Raw genomic sequence first — 16269 nt, 5'->3', positions numbered from 1 at the left:
CTATTCTATCTCCTTCCGAATTTTATCGACAATATCATTCGGCTTTGCTTGCATTAATTGACGATAGTTTTGTTTACCATCTGATGGATCAAATTGGCAAACCGCAGCAAATTGACAATAATCACATGCCGTTTTGGCTTTTAATTTATAGGGACTAATGGCCGTATCACCAGATAAGATACCATTCCCTGCCTCCTGATGTTTACGACGAACGAAATGTTGCAACTTTTTCATATCATTGACAGGAACTATACGCGATTGTGATTCAGACGGTGTTCCATCTTTTTTCATATAGACAGGAATGATTTTTGAATGCCCACTACTTTCTTCCAATTGCTCGTCCATCGATAAAATCGCTTCAGCATTTTCAGATAGCAAACCTTTCATTTTATACTGCTTTAAACGATCCTCTTCTATTTCACTGTCCGTCAAATCTTTATCCAGCTTCAGCATCGGATTATGGACATGGACATACAGTACCCCTGCTGGCTCTGCTTCACCTGATAGCCAGTAAGAACTATTTTCCATTGCCACATCTAAATACGTTAGGACCTGTAAGGATAATCCGTAATAAACCTCATTTAAATCAAGGTCACGAGCTGAGGATTTATAGTCAACAATCCGCAAATAAGAGCGGTCATCTATCGTTGCACTATCCACTCTGTCAATACGTCCACGCATAAACATTTTCTTACCACCAGTCAAATCAATCTCTAATGGTGGTAGCTGTTCATGTTGTCCAGGACCAAAAGACGCCTCAATTGCAATTGGTTTGAAGTGTGATACATTTGCATGCTGTGTCAGTGCTGTCATTGTACGCTCAACAATTCGAATTAGCTTACGCTGAATATAGCGATAGCGGGCACTGGATAATAGGATTTGATGGGAAAAGACTGGAACAATTTGTTCTACTGCTTGACGTGCTAATTGTTTAATTTGCTTTGTTGTTAAACGAATCCAAGATAATTGCTGACGATGTGTTTCCTCTGTAATCCACTTTAATGCCTCATGGAATAAGTCACCCATTGCAAACGTTTCTAGCCGATACTCAGCTCGTTCTTCAAGACGTAGACCATACGTAGTGAAATGAGAAAAAGGACATCTGAAGTATTTCTCAATTCGCGACACACTGGATGTTAGCTTCTGACCATATAATTCCTGTGTAATATAGGTTTCAAGTGGCTCAGCCTCATTTTTATGGGTAATTGGATAAAGTACGCGGTCGAAAATGAGTGCCCAATAAGGATCTTGTTTATAAAATCTTTGTAAAGCTAGCCATTCTGGAGCTAGTTCACGGCTATGTTCAGCTTGACGTAGCTGTACCATTAGATGTGCCAATGCAGTCCTTGGATGGCGTAAATATGGTAAAACATCTCCATCTAGTAATTCAATCGGGTCGATTACCACTCGTTCTATCGATACACCACTTAATAACCCAGCCTTTTTGTCATTTCCTATTACTTTCTTAATATAAAGTGAGGCTAGGAGTGCCTTGCCTTCCTCATCCGCCGTAGGATAGGTCATATACAATTTGTTAGATGGCGTTGTAATAGCACGATAGAACAAGAAATTTTCCTGTAATAAACGATTAGTAGAGGTAGGGGCAAGTTCATAGCCAATTTGACTAAACCATTCACGTTCGATATCTGACAACAAGCCCTCATACTCCATCCGAGTTGGATAAACACCATCATTCATTCCTATTACAAAAGCGACTTTGATATTGGATAAACGAGCTAAATCGACAGTAGCCACCATTACTTCATCAAGGGTTGGCGGAATTCTTGAAAATTCTAATGTATCAAAGCCTTCATCAAGAATTTTGGCTGCTTGCTCTACAGACATCTCCTGCTCACCAAACATATAAACGAATTGGTCAAGAACAGCAATCCATTCATTCCAAGCTTGTTCATGTTCACTTGCAGCTAATGCGTCACCTCGCTCTAGCTCACGATCTTTCATGACTTGCAGTTTGTCATATACCTGTAATGACTCTATAAGTTCAAATAAAGCAGTCGCAATATCTCTGCCATTCTTGGCGCTATCAAGCTTGTCTTGTAATAGTTTTAGAGGTTGGCGAATTTCATCTCGAATGGCATCGATTTCTGCCTGCATTGCACGCTCTTCATCTGTTTGTACACGCGAATGGAATTCTAGACCGCGATACTTTTTATAAAACCAACGTGCCTCCTCAAACCATCGTTCTCCATAGATGCCTTGCGCCAAGCAATAATTTTCTAATCGGTCTGCTCGCTCACGCCAAATTGTTAACTCCGCTTGTAATGGAAAAAACAAATCTGTTTTGACACCACGAAAAACTGGCTCATATTTCCAATTCGAGGTCATAACCTCCAAGGCTGAACGACTTAGCTCTATTAATGGATGATGTAGCATTGTCTTTTTTGTATTTGTAAAAATAGGAATTTCATATTGTTGGAAAATACTTGTAATAAGTGGATCATAGAGATCTGCTTGTCTATACAAAAGTACGATATCCTGATAGCGAAAATCGTCTTCTCTTGTCAGTTTTGTTATTTCCCGGGCAATCGCATGTACCTCCGCTCGACGATTTGATGCTTCAAGCACGGTTACATCTCCTGAAGTTTTTTTCGTTTTGGGCTCCAAATCAGCAAACTTTGCCTCCACATGCTGTAAATCTTTAGAATGAAATCTTTGAGTCTTATAAAAATGTATTGGTAATTCAACATCAATGCCCTCTTCTTTTGCTATATCATGAAGACGTTGATTCGTTAAGGCTGCTTCATGGAATAAAGCTTGTTCATCATAGGCTTCATCAATATGATCAAAGGGAAGGACGACCGTTACTTGCTTCGTTACCTTTAACAATTCACGAACCAGTTCTAACTCCCGCACAGTGAAAGCGGTGAAGCCATCAATATAGATGGTCGCTTGCTTCATCGTTTCGGCATACTTCAGTTGCTCCGTTAAAATCGGATAATAGCCCTCGCTGTCAACATATGTCGTACCAAGGCGTTCCTCTAATGCCTGCAAAATAACATGTAAATCATTCGCTTTCGCCTGCAATGTATTGGGTGCATCTATTGCCTTTAACGATTCCATTACCTCTGCCAAGACTGAGCTATTGACGCTATAACGACTAAATTCTCTTAAAAGGGTTTCAATTTCCTCCGTAAAACCACGTTTTCCTGCTGCTTGTCGAAATAAGGAAAACTCGCTTTTTTGTTCCTCCAAAAGTTTACGAATAAGCATTCGATAGCCATAGCCATTCACTTCTTTACGAGCAATACCTCCTGTTTCCTGTAAAACCAACCATGCTAAACGTTTAAACGTCATCACCTGTGCTCGAATCAAGCCTTGTAAACCTTGCTTATTTGTCAGCTCATATTCCGTAGAATAAGACATTTGGTCAGGCACTATAATGAAAATCGGATGCCCCAATGGATCTGTCTTTAATTGCTCAACAATTTCCTGATGAATAAATGCCGATTTCCCTGTTCCCGAACGTCCTGAAACAATACGCAATGTCATTTGCTTTCCCCCTCCTCATTAACTTGCTGTTGCGGGTGTCTCTTTTGTTGAAATAAAGATTTGTACTTTTATTTGAGCGATTCTTTCACTGGATTGATTACTTCTCATCTCTCATCTATTTTGGAGCGGATTCCCCACACTATTGATCATTTCTCACCGATTTTTGAGCAGTTTCCCCATTCAATTGATCACTTCTCATCTATGGTGGAGCAGTTTTCCCAGCCTACTCAAAACAACATAAATCATCTATCTTAAATTCTATCGAAAAAACCTAGTAAATACTATCTATCAACCTTCAACCTTCACCTACCTATAAAAAGGTTGATTTATTACACAAAAAAGCAGCCTCTTCACATAATGAAAGAGGCTACAGATTATTTACTAACTGGCATGGTGGTCCTGCTTTTTCGTCAAATTTCGCGCTTGCTTTAAATCTCTTTCGACACGGGCATTCAAACGCTTCTCTATCAACTTCCCAACCCACCATAAAATAACAATGGCCACAGCTGCAATTATCAATCTCACTGGGCTTGTCAAGAGCGATTTTAAATCATAGCCTAATACACTCATACCTAAAATCATGACAAACTTTCCTGCAAGTAAAACGATTAAGTAAAATTTTTTATGGATATGTGACAATCCCGCTACAATATTGACAATCACAGATGGTGTAAAAGGGAAGCAGAGGAGGACAAAAAGAGGGCTGATGCCATTCATATCCACCCATTTAATAAGCTTCTGTACTTTTTTACTACCTGTTAAAAATTGCAGTCTTGGATGTTTGCCAAAATGACGCACAAGTAAGAAAACTGCATAGGAGCCAGCTACAGAGCCTAGCCAAGATAATAGAAATCCTAGCCATAAGCCGAATGCACTGGCATTCGCCACAACGAATACGACTAATGGTAGGAATGGTAAAAATGCCTCTAAAAATGGGAGCAGTAAACCAATGATTGGGCCAAACGTTCGATACTGTGCCGCAACCTGTTCAATATTTTCTACAGTAAACCATTCATTCAACGTCGACACCTCTATTTATACTGTAAAATTAAATGAAAAATTGTTAACCCTTCTGAAGTATTACGATATTCATGTGGTTGATGCCCTGAGAATACTAGTGTATCCCCTTCATCTAGTAATTCATGCATGTCTCCAGCAGAAATAACTGCTTGTCCTTTAATAACCATTACAGTTTCCTCTACCCCTTCTGTATGGGCTTCACTCCTACTAACTGCCCCTGGCTCCATTTCAACCTTATAAAACTCCCAGCCTCGCTCTGGATTATACGGAATAATGGAGTAGACACGATAGCGTCCCTCATCCTCATCTACATGTGGTACATCTTTACTGCTATAACGCATGTAATGAGCAGTTGGCGGCTGTAATAATGAAGAAAATGACATACGCATACCCGCTGCAATTTTCCAAATTGTTGAAACAGTCGGATTGGCCTCTCCTTTTTCGATTTGTGCAAGCTGTGCTTTACTGACACCTGTCGCTTTGGCCACATCATCGAGACTTAAATGACGTTGTTGTCTAATTTTCTTTAATTGAAATGCTAAATTTCGACTCATTTGTTCCATCTTTACTCACCAATTTCTATTGTTTATTTTATCAGACATATGTATACTTTAATAAACATCAAGAACTATCAAACAATTCCATCAATAGTATACATGGAAATTATCAAGAAAGGATGACCTATTTATGACAAGTACAACAGAGCTTCAACATGATGACACAACAAGCTCTTCCAATGACAGTTTTTTACAAGGCGTGAAAGATTGCGTGCCTACATTACTCGGTTATATTAGTATAGGACTGGCATTTGGGGTTGTAGGTTCCGCTTCAGGGTTATCTGTCCTTGAAATCGCGCTATTAACGATACTGATTTACGCAGGCTCTGCACAATTTATTTTTTGTGCACTTCTTTTAACAAGTAGCCCTGCCTCTGCTATCATTGTAACCATTTTCGTAGTGAATCTACGCCATTTATTAATGAGTTTAACATTAGCACCTCATTTTACGCGCTACTCCATGCTTAGAAATGTTGGCTTTGGTACATTATTAACGGATGAAACCTTTGGTGTAGCAGTAACAAAGCAAATGCAAACAGGTAAATTATACGGTAAATGGATGGATGGGTTAAATATAACAGCCTATATCTTTTGGATTCTTTCCTGTGTTACGGGTGCCTTTTTAGGACAGTGGGTAGCAAATCCTGAAAAATGGGGTTTAGATTTTGCCTTGGTTGCTATGTTTATTGCACTTTTAGTTTTGCAATTGAGCAGTGTTGGCAAAAGTAAAATCATGCATTATATCAAGTTAATTGGCTATATGGCGGTTATTATGTACGGTCTTTCTTTTGTAGTCCCTTCACATGTAGCTGTGCTCCTGGCAACCGTGATTGTCGCAACAATTGGGGTGGTGACAGATAAATGACAACAACTTCTTATATGGTCTGGCTTATTATCGGCTGCGCACTTGTAACATGGCTACCACGTGTCATTCCATTTATTTTTGTGCGTAGTGTAACACTACCTGATGTTGTGCTAAAATGGCTTAGTTTTATTCCTGTTTGTATATTAAGTGCTCTAGTCATTGAAAATTTAATAGATACTGAAAGCGGCAAAGTAGTGACACTTGATTGGCCAGTCTTTATTACATTTGTTCCTACTCTTATTATTGCCCTTGTCACAAAAAGCTTATCGATTACAGTAGTTGCAGGAGTAATCATTATGGCAGCAGTGCGATTTTTCATGTAAAAAGGTCAACTTATCCGTATACGTAATCGCTTTATTGTGCTTACAGCTTTTACATACGGATTCTTTTTTAATTCATTTTGTTAGTGGGGTGTTAAAAAGTTCTTAGTCATAGTAGTGGCTCCGAATCTTTTCTTTTCAATTAAACAAAAATGCCCTATAAGATGACCTTTTTCAAGTGTCTATCTTATAGGGTACAGTTTATTGCCTGGACTGACCTTTCGTTATTTATTCATTTTACTTGCTAGCCAAAAGCCTACTGTTAATGAAAATGCATCAATGACGAAAATAATAGGTGGGGATGTATAGCCTGCATATACTGAGGCAGCAATAAGTGCAATGGCTAATAATAATGCAACATAGCGATTATAGGTAATTCTAGTGAATAGTAATACCAATAAAGCTGGTATGAATAATGCTAACATCATTTTCCCAAAAACGTCCATTATACTTCCCTCGGCTCAGCTAATAATAATCCAATGCGGTAATGATCATTGCTATAAATCACATGTTGCGTTAAACGTAATTCATTGTTTCGGTCTAAAACCTCGAGACGACAATGAGCTGCATTTAATTGCAGTGCTTCGTATAACTCATTTTCTGTAAAAATTGACACACCATTTACTTTGCGGATACATTCCCCTGCAAGTAAGCCCATTTTCTCAGCAGGTGAATCAGGAAGCACGGCTGCAATAATAGCACCCTTCGTACTCGGAGCAACTGCATAATGATCTGTTTTTTCCTGTTGTGCATAGTAGATAGTAATTATAATACGGATAATTACACCAACTGCAAGTGTAATGTATCCAATCAATGGCTCAAAATATGCAGCCAATCCTCCTATTAAAATAAGCTGTCCTAGTAAAAAAACAGGTCGGCCAATTTTTGGATACATGTAAGCTGGTAATTCCTTTCTTGTCAGTTTAGTAAAGCCAATGACAAGTGGAAATAACACAAGTGCAAAGCTACTATGACCTATCGTAAACTGTGGCCAATATGGGAATATAGCCGAAATCGCATCGCCAGGAATAACAAAGAAAATAGGTAATACCCATACATTTTTTGACCGATAGACAATTGCCTGCATACCCCGCTTCGTTTTCTCAATACAAGGTGTTGTAACCTTCATCGCCATACGTCGAATTAATAGCCCTTCTGCAATGACACAAAGGCCCGCAAGAATGGTAATTGTCACAATTGCACCACTCTCTAAATGGACATCCTCTACTGAAATTTCCCACCAGGAAAATGACCAATTGTAATAGGACATACCCCATATGGCAAGTGTGGCAATCCCCATTGTCAAAATAGGTGACATTGCATTCATGACAAATAAGATAAGTGCTACTATAGAAACTGCCGTTAAAATGATTAAAAATTCCTTTGGGACAGTTAGACCTGCTCCAATACTAATGACAGAAATAATTAGTGCATAGAGCCACCCATCTTTCCATTGTCCGATTAGCTCCGTCCAGCCCCAAATAATACGTCTATTAAAATATTTACGCTCCTGTTTTACTCGACGATAACCTAAAATAATAGCAAATATTATGACTATATACAGTAATGGGTTGAGTAAAAAGCGGCCAATCGCTGTTACAATTTCTATTAATATCTCACTAACCATACGAACACCCGCCATTTCTTTCTTGAATACTATGAATTTATTGTATCAAAGGACTACACGCTTGCGTAGTACAAACTCATAGAAAGCTTTGTATTATGGTATTTTTGTTCTGTCAGCAAGTTTTATTGGTCAATCGTATGCAGTAAAAAACTAGTGGCCATTTGGAATTGTTGGTCATTTTGACGATCTGCTTTAAAATCCTTTAACGTTTCGTTTAAACTATTAAAGAAAGTCGTGTCCATATAAAATTCATCTTCTGCTAGCTTTAATTTTTTCTGTTTACGATAAAGATTAACGGCCTCTGCGGTCGTTTCATCCATATAGCCATCTAAACGATCGATTTGATAGCCTAGTTTCTGCAAGGCATTTTGGGAATAGGAAATCTCTTCACTCATATCACCCACTTTAAACTTACCCGTTAGTGGATGAAGTTGAAAAGCAAATAATTCATTTTGCTCGATCATTAAACTGGCTTCAATGCCCTGCCCATGAATCCATTCACGTTTTGGTGTTAGCCATTTGTTGGTTGATAATTTAAGCTCCCCGCCATTGGAAAGCTCCCAAGATTCTTGTACAGTCCCTTTTCCAAAGCTCTTAACCCCAACAAGTGAAGCGCGTCCCCAGCCTTTTAAAGCACCGCTCAATACTTCACTTGCAGATGCACTACCTTGATTTTGCAAAACAACAATTGGAATTTTATTCATTGTTTCTATATATTTTTCATCAAAGCCTTTTGTTTGCGTTTTTAATGGTTCCATAGCACCTTCCGCATTTTGCATATATGCAAATACTTTGCCATTGTCCAATACTGTGCTCAGTAGCGCTGCGACGCTATGTAAATAACCACCTGGATTATCCCGTACATCGATCACAATTCCTTCCACATCTTTACGAAGTAATTTACTCGTTTCTGCCACCCATTCATTGGCGGTTTTTTCACCGAATAATGAGATCACTACATAGCCAATGGCTGTATCTTCTACCTTCACTACCTCACTAGTTACCGTTTTATTGGATATTGCTGCGCGCTCCATCGTCATCTTAATATGCTTATCTTCACTTGGACGATAGACAACAATGGTTACTTTCGTGCCCTTTTCACCTTGAATTAAATGCATTAATTCACTCATTGTTTTCCCATCTATCCGTACCCCATCAACTTGTACAATTTCATCGAGTGAACGCATGCCTGCTTTCTCTGCTGGTGATGAGCGAACAGGTGACACGACGATAAACTTCCCTTTATTTTCTGTTAGTTCAATACCGATGCCTACTCGTTCCTCAGCTAGCATTTGCCGATGTTGCTCAGCCTCTTCCTTGGAGTAATACGTACTATAAGGATCTTTAATGGCATCAGCCATCCCACGAAGAGCCCCCTCCACCAATGCATCCTTTTTTGTACTGTATACTGATTTTTCTTCAATGATTGTCATAGCCTCACCAATAGTATCAACCTCCGTAACAGGCTCCTTTTTATCCCCAATATTAAACCAATCAAAGTAAATACCACTGCCTACCACCAAACTACTAAGTAGGACTCCGACACCGGCTGTTAATTTGCGCAAATCTTCCCTCCTCCGTCTCTTTTACTGTATGACTCTATTTTTTCAAACATACAAAATTACCTTTCAAATTTGTTAAGAGAGAATATTTCACTTTATACATGCATGTTGGTTGTTGATTCTAGGGAATGTACCTTGGTTCCGCGAGTATTCACCTTGACTTCGCAGGTATTTACTCTGCTTCCGCGAGTATTCACCTTGACTTCGCAGGTATTTACTCTGCTTCCGCGAGTATTCACCTTGACTTCGCGGGTATTTACTCTGCTTCCGCGAGTATTCACCTCGACTTCGCGGGTATTCATCCTGGCTTCATGAAAAATAAAAAAATCTGCTCGTTTCCACTATAGAAAACGAGCAGATTTTTTATGAATCAATCTAGTGCATCTACATAATCATTTAACATATCCACGTCCATCGGTCCTCTGATGGCGCGTTGAATAAGGCCCTTGGAATCAATAAAATAGGTGGTTGGAATCGTAATGACTTGATAATTCAAGCCAGCTTCATTGTCAGGGTCCAATAAAATAGGGAAAGTTAGCTCAAAGCTATCTCTAAATGTCATCACTGTGTCCACTTTGGCATCAGCGGTCACATCACGTTCGGCTTCTGTTAAATTGACCGCTATAATTTCAACGTTTTTCTCTTCTGCGTACTCATCATAGAAGCTTTGCATATGCGGCATTTCCGCCTTACAAGGTGGGCACCATGTCGCCCAGAAATTTAAAACGACTTTTTTTCCACGAAGATCGCTTAACGTGATATCTTCCCCGTCTAAGCTTGTTAAGGTGAAATCAGGCGGTATATCGCCTTTGCTTAAGCCGGTTTCTAGCTCCTCCATATCCTTACCTAGGGCCGATTTATCAATAGCACGTTCTTCGTCAATTTGTTGTTTTACATATGTACCAATCATCGCAACCACTAATAGCACAACGATCAGCAGCCCAATATTTTTTTTCATTCCTTACCTCCCACATAGATTCGTTCATGCCGAATAGTTAAGCCCAAACAAAGTAGTATTACACTAACACCCACAGCTGTTTGCCCTATACCAAGCGGCTGTAAGATAGCCACTATCAAATAGCTAATTGTATAGAGTATGAGAGCTTGTTTCCCCGCTACTAATCTCCATAATATGACGAGCGTGACTACACTTAGCACAGCTAATGTTATAACTTCACTCGATATGTTGTTGTCATTAAGTAGCACAGCAAGCATTTGATAAATGGATTGCGTTAGAATAATAGCCCAGCTACCAGCTATCATCTCTTTTTCCTCAAGCTGTAGACTCTGTCGCTTTCTCCATATTTGCAAGGATGCTACGATGACACCGAGAAGAACACCCATTGTTCCGCCATTAAAATAAAGCAATGTAATTGGATTGTTTACTACCGTTTTGAAATCTGTCACAAGCAAACTTAACTTCCAAACAATAATAAAGGTGAAAATGGCATCACTATATAGCTCAGACCACTTTTTAGAAAATTGTAAGCGCAAGATAAGCCACACAATAAAAAAAGTAATAAGTAAAGCGACTGCAGTAGCTGGTAAAGTTAACGTCCGTATCGAGTACCACTCTGTATTTATCAAGTCAACGAATCCTCCTCCGAAAGCATAGCATAGAACCTTTTTAAAAAAAGACTATTTCACACTGTTTTAAGAAAATCTTCAGAAATAACAACATTAAAAATACCCCACTACGTATATATTCATCATAACATTATTTAGAATCTTATAATAGCGATGAAACTTTCAGTGGAATATTTCGCAAAATGAGAAAAGGGGAGGAGTTATACTTTCAAAGCGACTTATACTATGGATTGTTGCTATTTGTCTTAGTATTAGTGTTCTGATGCTGTACCCAGAGTATCGAACAAAGAATTTACTACAAGATTTTTTACCTAATAAAGATCTTCTAGAAATAATAAATAAGATAACCGTTTGGGAAGTTGACAATGGTACCAATAAAAGCTTTGCCATTATCAATCGTGACGATCCTCGATTAGAGGATATGCGTTTAGCCTTAAGTACTTGGGAAGTAAAAAGAACCTTATTAAATAACAAACAAGCTGATGTTGTCTATTAATTGGACATTACTTACTATGACCATACATTAAAAATATTGTTCTTCAATAATGGCTTATTGGCTGTAGATGGGCAAACCTATAAACTGATGAATGGTGAAACATTCGATGAAATATTAAAAGCTATACACTAGAAAACACTAGTGTATAGCTTTTATGTTTACAATGGAATATATTTCAGTGGATTTACACTGCCGACTGCTTGTCCTTTCCAAGGACCAATATGCACTTCAAAGTGTAAGTGTGGGCCAGTAGAGCGACCTGTACTACCCATCGCTGCTATTTGCTGACCTTGTGTTACTTCTTGTCCTACACTAACATTAAATGCACTTAAATGTGCATAAACGGTTGTATAAATTTGTCCATCGATTGAGTGCGTCACAATGACAACATTACCATACGAACTAAGTGGTGCTGCGTAAGAAACTACGCCATCTGCTGCTGCCCATATTGGTGTTCCTGTTGCATTTGCAAGATCGACACCATAATGGAATTCAGGTCCTGCTCCAAGATTTCGCCAACCATATGGTGATGTTAAGCGACCATTCGTTGGTTTAATCCATGTTCCGTTTGATTGAGGCGCATGAACTGTACCACCAGATGATCCGCCACCATTGTTAGCAGCAGCTGCTGCTGCGGCCGCAGCGGCTGCTTTACGTTTCGCCTCTTGCTGACGCGCAATTTCAGCCAAACGATTTTGTTCAGCAATAATTTGATCTTGCAATTCCTGACTTACTTCCAAAGCCTCCGAGTATTCTTTCTCAAGTAATACCTTTTCGGATTTCAGCTTTTCTTGCTCTTTCTCTAATTGGTCGACTAGTTTATTTTTCTCAGTTTTTTGACTGTCTAAGGATGCTTTTAATCGTTCAAGCTCAGCTTTTTTATCTTCTAGGTTTTTACGTTTCTCTTCTACACTTTGCTTTTGCTCTTCTAATTTTTGTTTATCATCTTTTTGATCTTGAATAATTTGACGATCCGCTTCCAATAATGCATTAACTGCAGAGAAACGATCAATAAAGTCTACAAAACTATTAGAGCCTAGCAATACATCTAAATAACTTACAGAGCCCCCAGCTTGAATGGCACGTGCACGTTCTTGTAACAATAAATCACGCTCTTCAATTTTATGCAAAAGCTCTTCAATAGAAGCTTCTAACTTTTTAATTTCCTCATTTGTTACCCGAATATCTGCTTGTACTTTTTTAATATTACTATTAGTTTTGTCGATTTCAGCGTTCAATGCTTGAATTTGATCTAAGATTTGTTGTTGCTTTTCTTGATTAGCTGTAATTGCATTTGATTTATTGCTGATAGATGAATTTAACTGATTCTTCTTTGTTTCAACTTGTTTCTTTTCTTCTTTTAAATCCGATAAACTTGTTGCATATGCTGATGGAGTTTGGATAAAAAGAATTAGAGCAGATGCTGCTGCAAGTGTTTTTAATGTGTTTTTCGCCTTACTTTTCACCGATTGAACTCCCCTTCGACTATTCTTTTCTTTTTCACAAATATCTGTTGTGACTAAATTTTTAAAAACTTACGTACTGACATGAAACTTCCCCAAATACCGATTAGTACACCAATGAGTAACAGAAGACCGCTTACTTGATACACAAGTGGCGAAAAATCTAGTAATTGAACAAGCTCTCCTTGTAAACGTGGTGCAATAATTTTATATATATTGTGGTAAAGGGTTGTGACAACCGCAATCGGAATAATTGAACCTAAAATTCCGAGCCACATACCTTCTAATAAGAATGGGATACGCACGAATGAATTTGTAGCCCCTACAAGTTTCATAATTTCTATTTCATCGCGACGAGCTATAATCGTTATACGAATTGTATTCGAAATTAAGAAAATTGCCGTAAATAATAACCCTAAAATAAGTACGATTCCTACATTACGACTAATATTTAAGAAGTTAAATAGTTTTTCAACTTTTCCTTCGCCATACATGACATCATATGTATACTCATATTTATCAATGGTTTTCGCAACTTTGGCTGTTTGCTGTGGATCAGCGGCTTTTACATAAATAACGTTACGTAAAGGGTTACTTTGTTCAAATAGTTTAAAATCATCACCGAAGTCTTTTACTAGCTTGGTTAACTCATCTTCCTTAGTGGAATATGTCATCTCGGAGACACCAGGCAATTTTTTGACTTTTTCGATGAGTGCTTTTTCCGCAGCTTCATCTGCTGTCTCATCAATTAGCACTTTAATTTCGACATCGTTTTCTAAATCCGTTGCTACTTTATTTAAATTCATCATAATAAGCGCAAAAACACCTACTAGAATAAGCGTAACGGTAACGGCACTGACAGAGGCAATAGTCATCCAGCTATTTCGACCAAGTGATTTGATACTTTCCCGGAAGTGGCGCTTTACTGTACTAAATTTCATAGCCGTATTCACCTCCGTGTTCATCACGGACAATTAAGCCGCCTTCAATGGCAATAACACGACGACGAATCGTATTTACAATTTCACGGTTGTGGGTCGCCATTACAATCGTTGTCCCACGAGCATTAATTTCCTCAAATAAATTCATAATTTCCCATGATGTTTCAGGGTCAAGATTCCCTGTAGGTTCATCTGCAATCACCACTTTTGGGACATTGACGATTGAACGAGCAATCGATACTCGTTGCTGCTCTCCTCCTGAAAGTTCATTTGGAAACATTCTTGCTTTATGCTTCAATCCAACTAGTTCTAGCACTTCCATAACCCGACGTCGGATTTCATCTGGCTTTTCCTCTATTACTTCAAGCGCAAACGCTACATTCTCATAGACATTCAAACGAGGTAGCAATTTGAAATCTTGGAAAACTACACCAAGTTGACGGCGCAAAAAAGGGACCTTCTTATTCTTTAAAGTTGCTAAATCAATACCATTTACAATTATTTGTCCTGATGTTGCTTTTTCTTCACGGTACATCAATTTAATAAATGTGGATTTCCCTGCCCCACTTGGGCCAACTACATACACAAATTCGCCTTGCTTTATATTAACGGAAATACCATTTGTCGCAACAACACCGTTTGGGTATTTCTTTGTCACATTTTTCATTTCTATCATGATTAAACCACCTAAAACTCTCATCTATGTAAGAGGTATTTCTTTTACTATTATAGCACTCTATTTCTGTTTTTTTATTACAGTTTCATTTCAATCCGTGGCAGTTCCTTCTATTTCATTCTTTCCTTGCCATTATCCTTAAAAATATGACAAAAATAAAAACACAAGATTCGCCTCTATGTGCTAGGTCGAATCCTGTTTGAAAAGAAAAAGCATTCAAGCTTTACCTTGAATGCTTCTACTGTTAAATTTGTTGTTCATCTGTTGTTGTGTAGCGCACTAAAACAGCACCAGTTTTCGATTCACCTTCTATAAATAGGCGATTCGCATTTTCAACTTCTTTGTCGAAACGGACTACTTTGGATAAGAATTGATCTTGTGACTCCATTTTAGAAACATCCTGGATACCCACATCCACTTTACCGAAATTCGTTACGACTTTACCGCTCAATGAAATTGTTCGTGGGACATATAATTCCACTGCTCCAGCAACTGTTTGAGCTTTAATTTTAGAAGAATTTGTCGAGCATGTTGTTACGACTACATGTCCATTGACAGACTTAGCTTCAACTTCATCCAATGCACCATCCAAATAAACACGCCCATTCAATGTTTCAGCCTCTAAATCCTTACCTCGAACATTCGTTAATTCAATGGAACCATTAGAAGAATCCACTTCAGCTTTTCCAAAATTAAACTTCGTTCCTTTAATGGCACCGTTTAACGTTTTCACTTTTAATTCTTCGAATTCTGTATCCTGTAATGAAACACTACCATTCATTAGACGAACAGATAATTTTTCAAGTTTATCCTTTGGTACTAGCACCTTCACATTGACTTGAACAAGCTTTAATTGGCTCAAAATACGAAGTGATTGCTCTTCCTCTTTCACAACAAATTGCTCTAAGAAGTGATTACGAGTTTCTTCTTCACTTTCGTTCATCAAAGGTGCCTTTACCTTGCAAATCACCTGAATAGTTTCCCCTTCACTGGATTCCAATGAGAAGTTACCATTTGGTAATTCAACAATAATATTGTCTACATTGGCAGCAGCCACTTCTTCTGTATGGGTAAATTCAATTTTATCTCCAAATGGAGAAGCTACATCAAATTCCTTTACCTTTTTAACAGCCGTATTCATCATATCCATAAAAAGAGAACCGATTTGCGTTAAATCCTTACGAAAATCTTGCATTTCATCTTGGAAGTATTTCATAAAATCATCTTTTTTCTTGTCACCATCTTTTGATTTTTCTTCAAATAATGGCTCTTTTTCACTCGAAAAGGATTGCGTCTCTTTCGACACATCATTCATAACATGTTGAGTAGACTTGCCAGGTTGCTCTAATGCTTCTAATAATGTAATCGCCTCTTGTGCCGAAATTGTTCCTTTTTCTACAAGTTCTAAAATTCGTTGACGTTCATTTTGCATAAATAAATAGCCTCCCTCAGTTCGTTATACTATTTATACGATTCATCATGTGAAAAGTTTCACTGCAAAATTGAATAAATTGGGTCTTTTCATTACAACATCGTTTTTTAAATCACTTTTTCTTTGAATAGAGCAGGGGCCTCTCCTATTGGATCATTTCTGACCTCTGTTTAAGCGGGTTCTTTCCTATTTTCGATCATTTTCAATCTGGAT

General features: G+C 38.2%; 16 protein-coding genes. 4 read left to right on the top strand and 12 right to left on the bottom strand.

The window, feature by feature from the left end:
* The 3 genes from addB to PSR12_RS03525 all read right to left on the bottom strand — a co-directional run bounded on the left by addB (window position 1) and on the right by PSR12_RS03525 (window position 5093).
* Entirely contained in the window at window positions 1-3510 is a 3510-nt protein-coding gene (gene addB, locus PSR12_RS03535; RefSeq protein WP_274771662.1) for a helicase-exonuclease AddAB subunit AddB, read from the bottom strand.
* A 381-nt stretch (window positions 3511-3891) separates the two neighbouring features.
* The gene (locus PSR12_RS03530) at window positions 3892-4530 is read right to left on the bottom strand and encodes a TVP38/TMEM64 family protein (protein WP_004227497.1); all 639 of its coding nucleotides are present in this window, start codon (window positions 4528-4530) and stop codon (window positions 3892-3894) included.
* An 11-nt stretch (window positions 4531-4541) separates the two neighbouring features.
* Window positions 4542-5093: a helix-turn-helix domain-containing protein gene (locus PSR12_RS03525; RefSeq protein ID WP_048392043.1), complete on the bottom strand. Its 552-nt coding sequence runs from the start codon at window positions 5091-5093 to the stop codon at window positions 4542-4544.
* 124 nt (window positions 5094-5217) lie between these two features.
* Here PSR12_RS03525 and PSR12_RS03520 point away from each other — a divergent pair, with 124 nt between their 5' ends.
* A complete protein-coding gene (locus PSR12_RS03520) occupies window positions 5218-5952 on the top strand; it encodes an AzlC family ABC transporter permease (RefSeq protein ID WP_274771660.1) in 735 nt (244 codons plus the stop codon).
* Entirely contained in the window at window positions 5949-6275 is a 327-nt protein-coding gene (locus PSR12_RS03515; protein ID WP_048392045.1) for an AzlD domain-containing protein, read from the top strand. Before PSR12_RS03520 ends, PSR12_RS03515 begins: the two co-directional genes overlap by 4 nt.
* A gap of 221 nt (window positions 6276-6496) precedes the next feature.
* Here the strand turns inward: PSR12_RS03515 and PSR12_RS03510 are convergent, their stop codons facing one another.
* The 5 genes from PSR12_RS03510 to PSR12_RS03490 form a co-directional block, all read right to left on the bottom strand.
* Window positions 6497-6718: a DUF2198 family protein gene (locus PSR12_RS03510; RefSeq protein ID WP_004227503.1), complete on the bottom strand. Its 222-nt coding sequence runs from the start codon at window positions 6716-6718 to the stop codon at window positions 6497-6499.
* Window positions 6718-7899, bottom strand: a complete 1182-nt coding sequence (locus PSR12_RS03505) for a PDZ domain-containing protein (RefSeq protein ID WP_274771659.1) — start codon at window positions 7897-7899, stop codon at window positions 6718-6720. The genes PSR12_RS03510 and PSR12_RS03505 overlap by 1 nt, the downstream gene beginning before the upstream one ends.
* Before the next feature lie 122 nt (window positions 7900-8021).
* Entirely contained in the window at window positions 8022-9464 is a 1443-nt protein-coding gene (locus tag PSR12_RS03500; protein WP_004227506.1) for a S41 family peptidase, read from the bottom strand.
* A 367-nt stretch (window positions 9465-9831) separates the two neighbouring features.
* Complete coding sequence (locus PSR12_RS03495; protein ID WP_009374154.1) at window positions 9832-10419, bottom strand: redoxin domain-containing protein; 588 nt, start codon at window positions 10417-10419, stop codon at window positions 9832-9834.
* Complete coding sequence (locus tag PSR12_RS03490; RefSeq protein ID WP_257521197.1) at window positions 10416-11048, bottom strand: hypothetical protein; 633 nt, start codon at window positions 11046-11048, stop codon at window positions 10416-10418. Before PSR12_RS03490 ends, PSR12_RS03495 begins: the two co-directional genes overlap by 4 nt.
* Before the next feature lie 262 nt (window positions 11049-11310).
* Between PSR12_RS03490 and PSR12_RS03485 the strand changes: the two genes are divergently transcribed.
* Both PSR12_RS03485 and PSR12_RS03480 read left to right on the top strand, forming a co-directional pair.
* The gene (locus PSR12_RS03485) at window positions 11311-11544 is read left to right on the top strand and encodes a hypothetical protein (RefSeq protein ID WP_274771656.1); all 234 of its coding nucleotides are present in this window, start codon (window positions 11311-11313) and stop codon (window positions 11542-11544) included.
* On the top strand, window positions 11545-11676 hold the full coding sequence (locus PSR12_RS03480; RefSeq protein ID WP_257521196.1) for a hypothetical protein: 132 nt from the start codon (window positions 11545-11547) through the stop codon (window positions 11674-11676).
* Between the two features lie 26 nt (window positions 11677-11702).
* On the opposite strand, the gene PSR12_RS03475 is transcribed toward PSR12_RS03480, so the two are convergent.
* The 4 genes from PSR12_RS03475 to PSR12_RS03460 form a co-directional block, all read right to left on the bottom strand.
* Complete coding sequence (locus PSR12_RS03475; protein ID WP_274771654.1) at window positions 11703-13010, bottom strand: murein hydrolase activator EnvC family protein; 1308 nt, start codon at window positions 13008-13010, stop codon at window positions 11703-11705.
* Between the two features lie 53 nt (window positions 13011-13063).
* Window positions 13064-13948 (bottom strand): permease-like cell division protein FtsX, encoded by an 885-nt coding sequence (gene ftsX, locus PSR12_RS03470; RefSeq protein ID WP_004227513.1) that lies wholly within the window; start codon window positions 13946-13948, stop codon window positions 13064-13066.
* Window positions 13938-14624: a cell division ATP-binding protein FtsE gene (gene ftsE / locus PSR12_RS03465; protein WP_016991524.1), complete on the bottom strand. Its 687-nt coding sequence runs from the start codon at window positions 14622-14624 to the stop codon at window positions 13938-13940. The genes ftsX and ftsE overlap by 11 nt, the downstream gene beginning before the upstream one ends.
* 244 nt (window positions 14625-14868) lie before the next feature.
* A complete protein-coding gene (locus tag PSR12_RS03460; protein ID WP_112117404.1) occupies window positions 14869-16056 on the bottom strand; it encodes a DUF4097 family beta strand repeat-containing protein in 1188 nt (395 codons plus the stop codon).
* Window positions 16057-16269: the final 213 nt, after the last annotated feature.

The organism is Lysinibacillus sp. G01H (assembly GCF_028872195.1).
Classification (GTDB): Bacteria; Bacillota; Bacilli; order Bacillales_A; family Planococcaceae; genus Lysinibacillus; species Lysinibacillus capsici.
The sequence above is the reverse complement of the archived record's forward strand: the minus strand, read 5'-3'. Positions and strand labels throughout refer to the sequence as shown.

Excerpts from the sequence above, each read along its gene's own strand:
- addB (WP_274771662.1), bottom strand. The coding sequence starts at position 3,510 with ATGACATTGCGTATTGTTTCAGGACGTTCGGGAACAGGGAAATCGGCA.
- PSR12_RS03525 (WP_048392043.1), bottom strand. The coding sequence starts at position 5,093 with ATGGAACAAATGAGTCGAAATTTAGCATTTCAATTAAAGAAAATTAGA.
- PSR12_RS03520 (WP_274771660.1), top strand. The coding sequence starts at position 5,218 with ATGACAAGTACAACAGAGCTTCAACATGATGACACAACAAGCTCTTCC.
- PSR12_RS03515 (WP_048392045.1), top strand. The coding sequence starts at position 5,949 with ATGACAACAACTTCTTATATGGTCTGGCTTATTATCGGCTGCGCACTT.
- PSR12_RS03510 (WP_004227503.1), bottom strand. The coding sequence starts at position 6,718 with ATGGACGTTTTTGGGAAAATGATGTTAGCATTATTCATACCAGCTTTA.
- PSR12_RS03505 (WP_274771659.1), bottom strand. The coding sequence starts at position 7,899 with ATGGTTAGTGAGATATTAATAGAAATTGTAACAGCGATTGGCCGCTTT.
- PSR12_RS03495 (WP_009374154.1), bottom strand. The coding sequence starts at position 10,419 with ATGAAAAAAAATATTGGGCTGCTGATCGTTGTGCTATTAGTGGTTGCG.
- PSR12_RS03485 (WP_274771656.1), top strand. The coding sequence starts at position 11,311 with ATGCTGTACCCAGAGTATCGAACAAAGAATTTACTACAAGATTTTTTA.
- ftsX (WP_004227513.1), bottom strand. The coding sequence starts at position 13,948 with ATGAAATTTAGTACAGTAAAGCGCCACTTCCGGGAAAGTATCAAATCA.
- ftsE (WP_016991524.1), bottom strand. The coding sequence starts at position 14,624 with ATGATAGAAATGAAAAATGTGACAAAGAAATACCCAAACGGTGTTGTT.
- PSR12_RS03460 (WP_112117404.1), bottom strand. The coding sequence starts at position 16,056 with ATGCAAAATGAACGTCAACGAATTTTAGAACTTGTAGAAAAAGGAACA.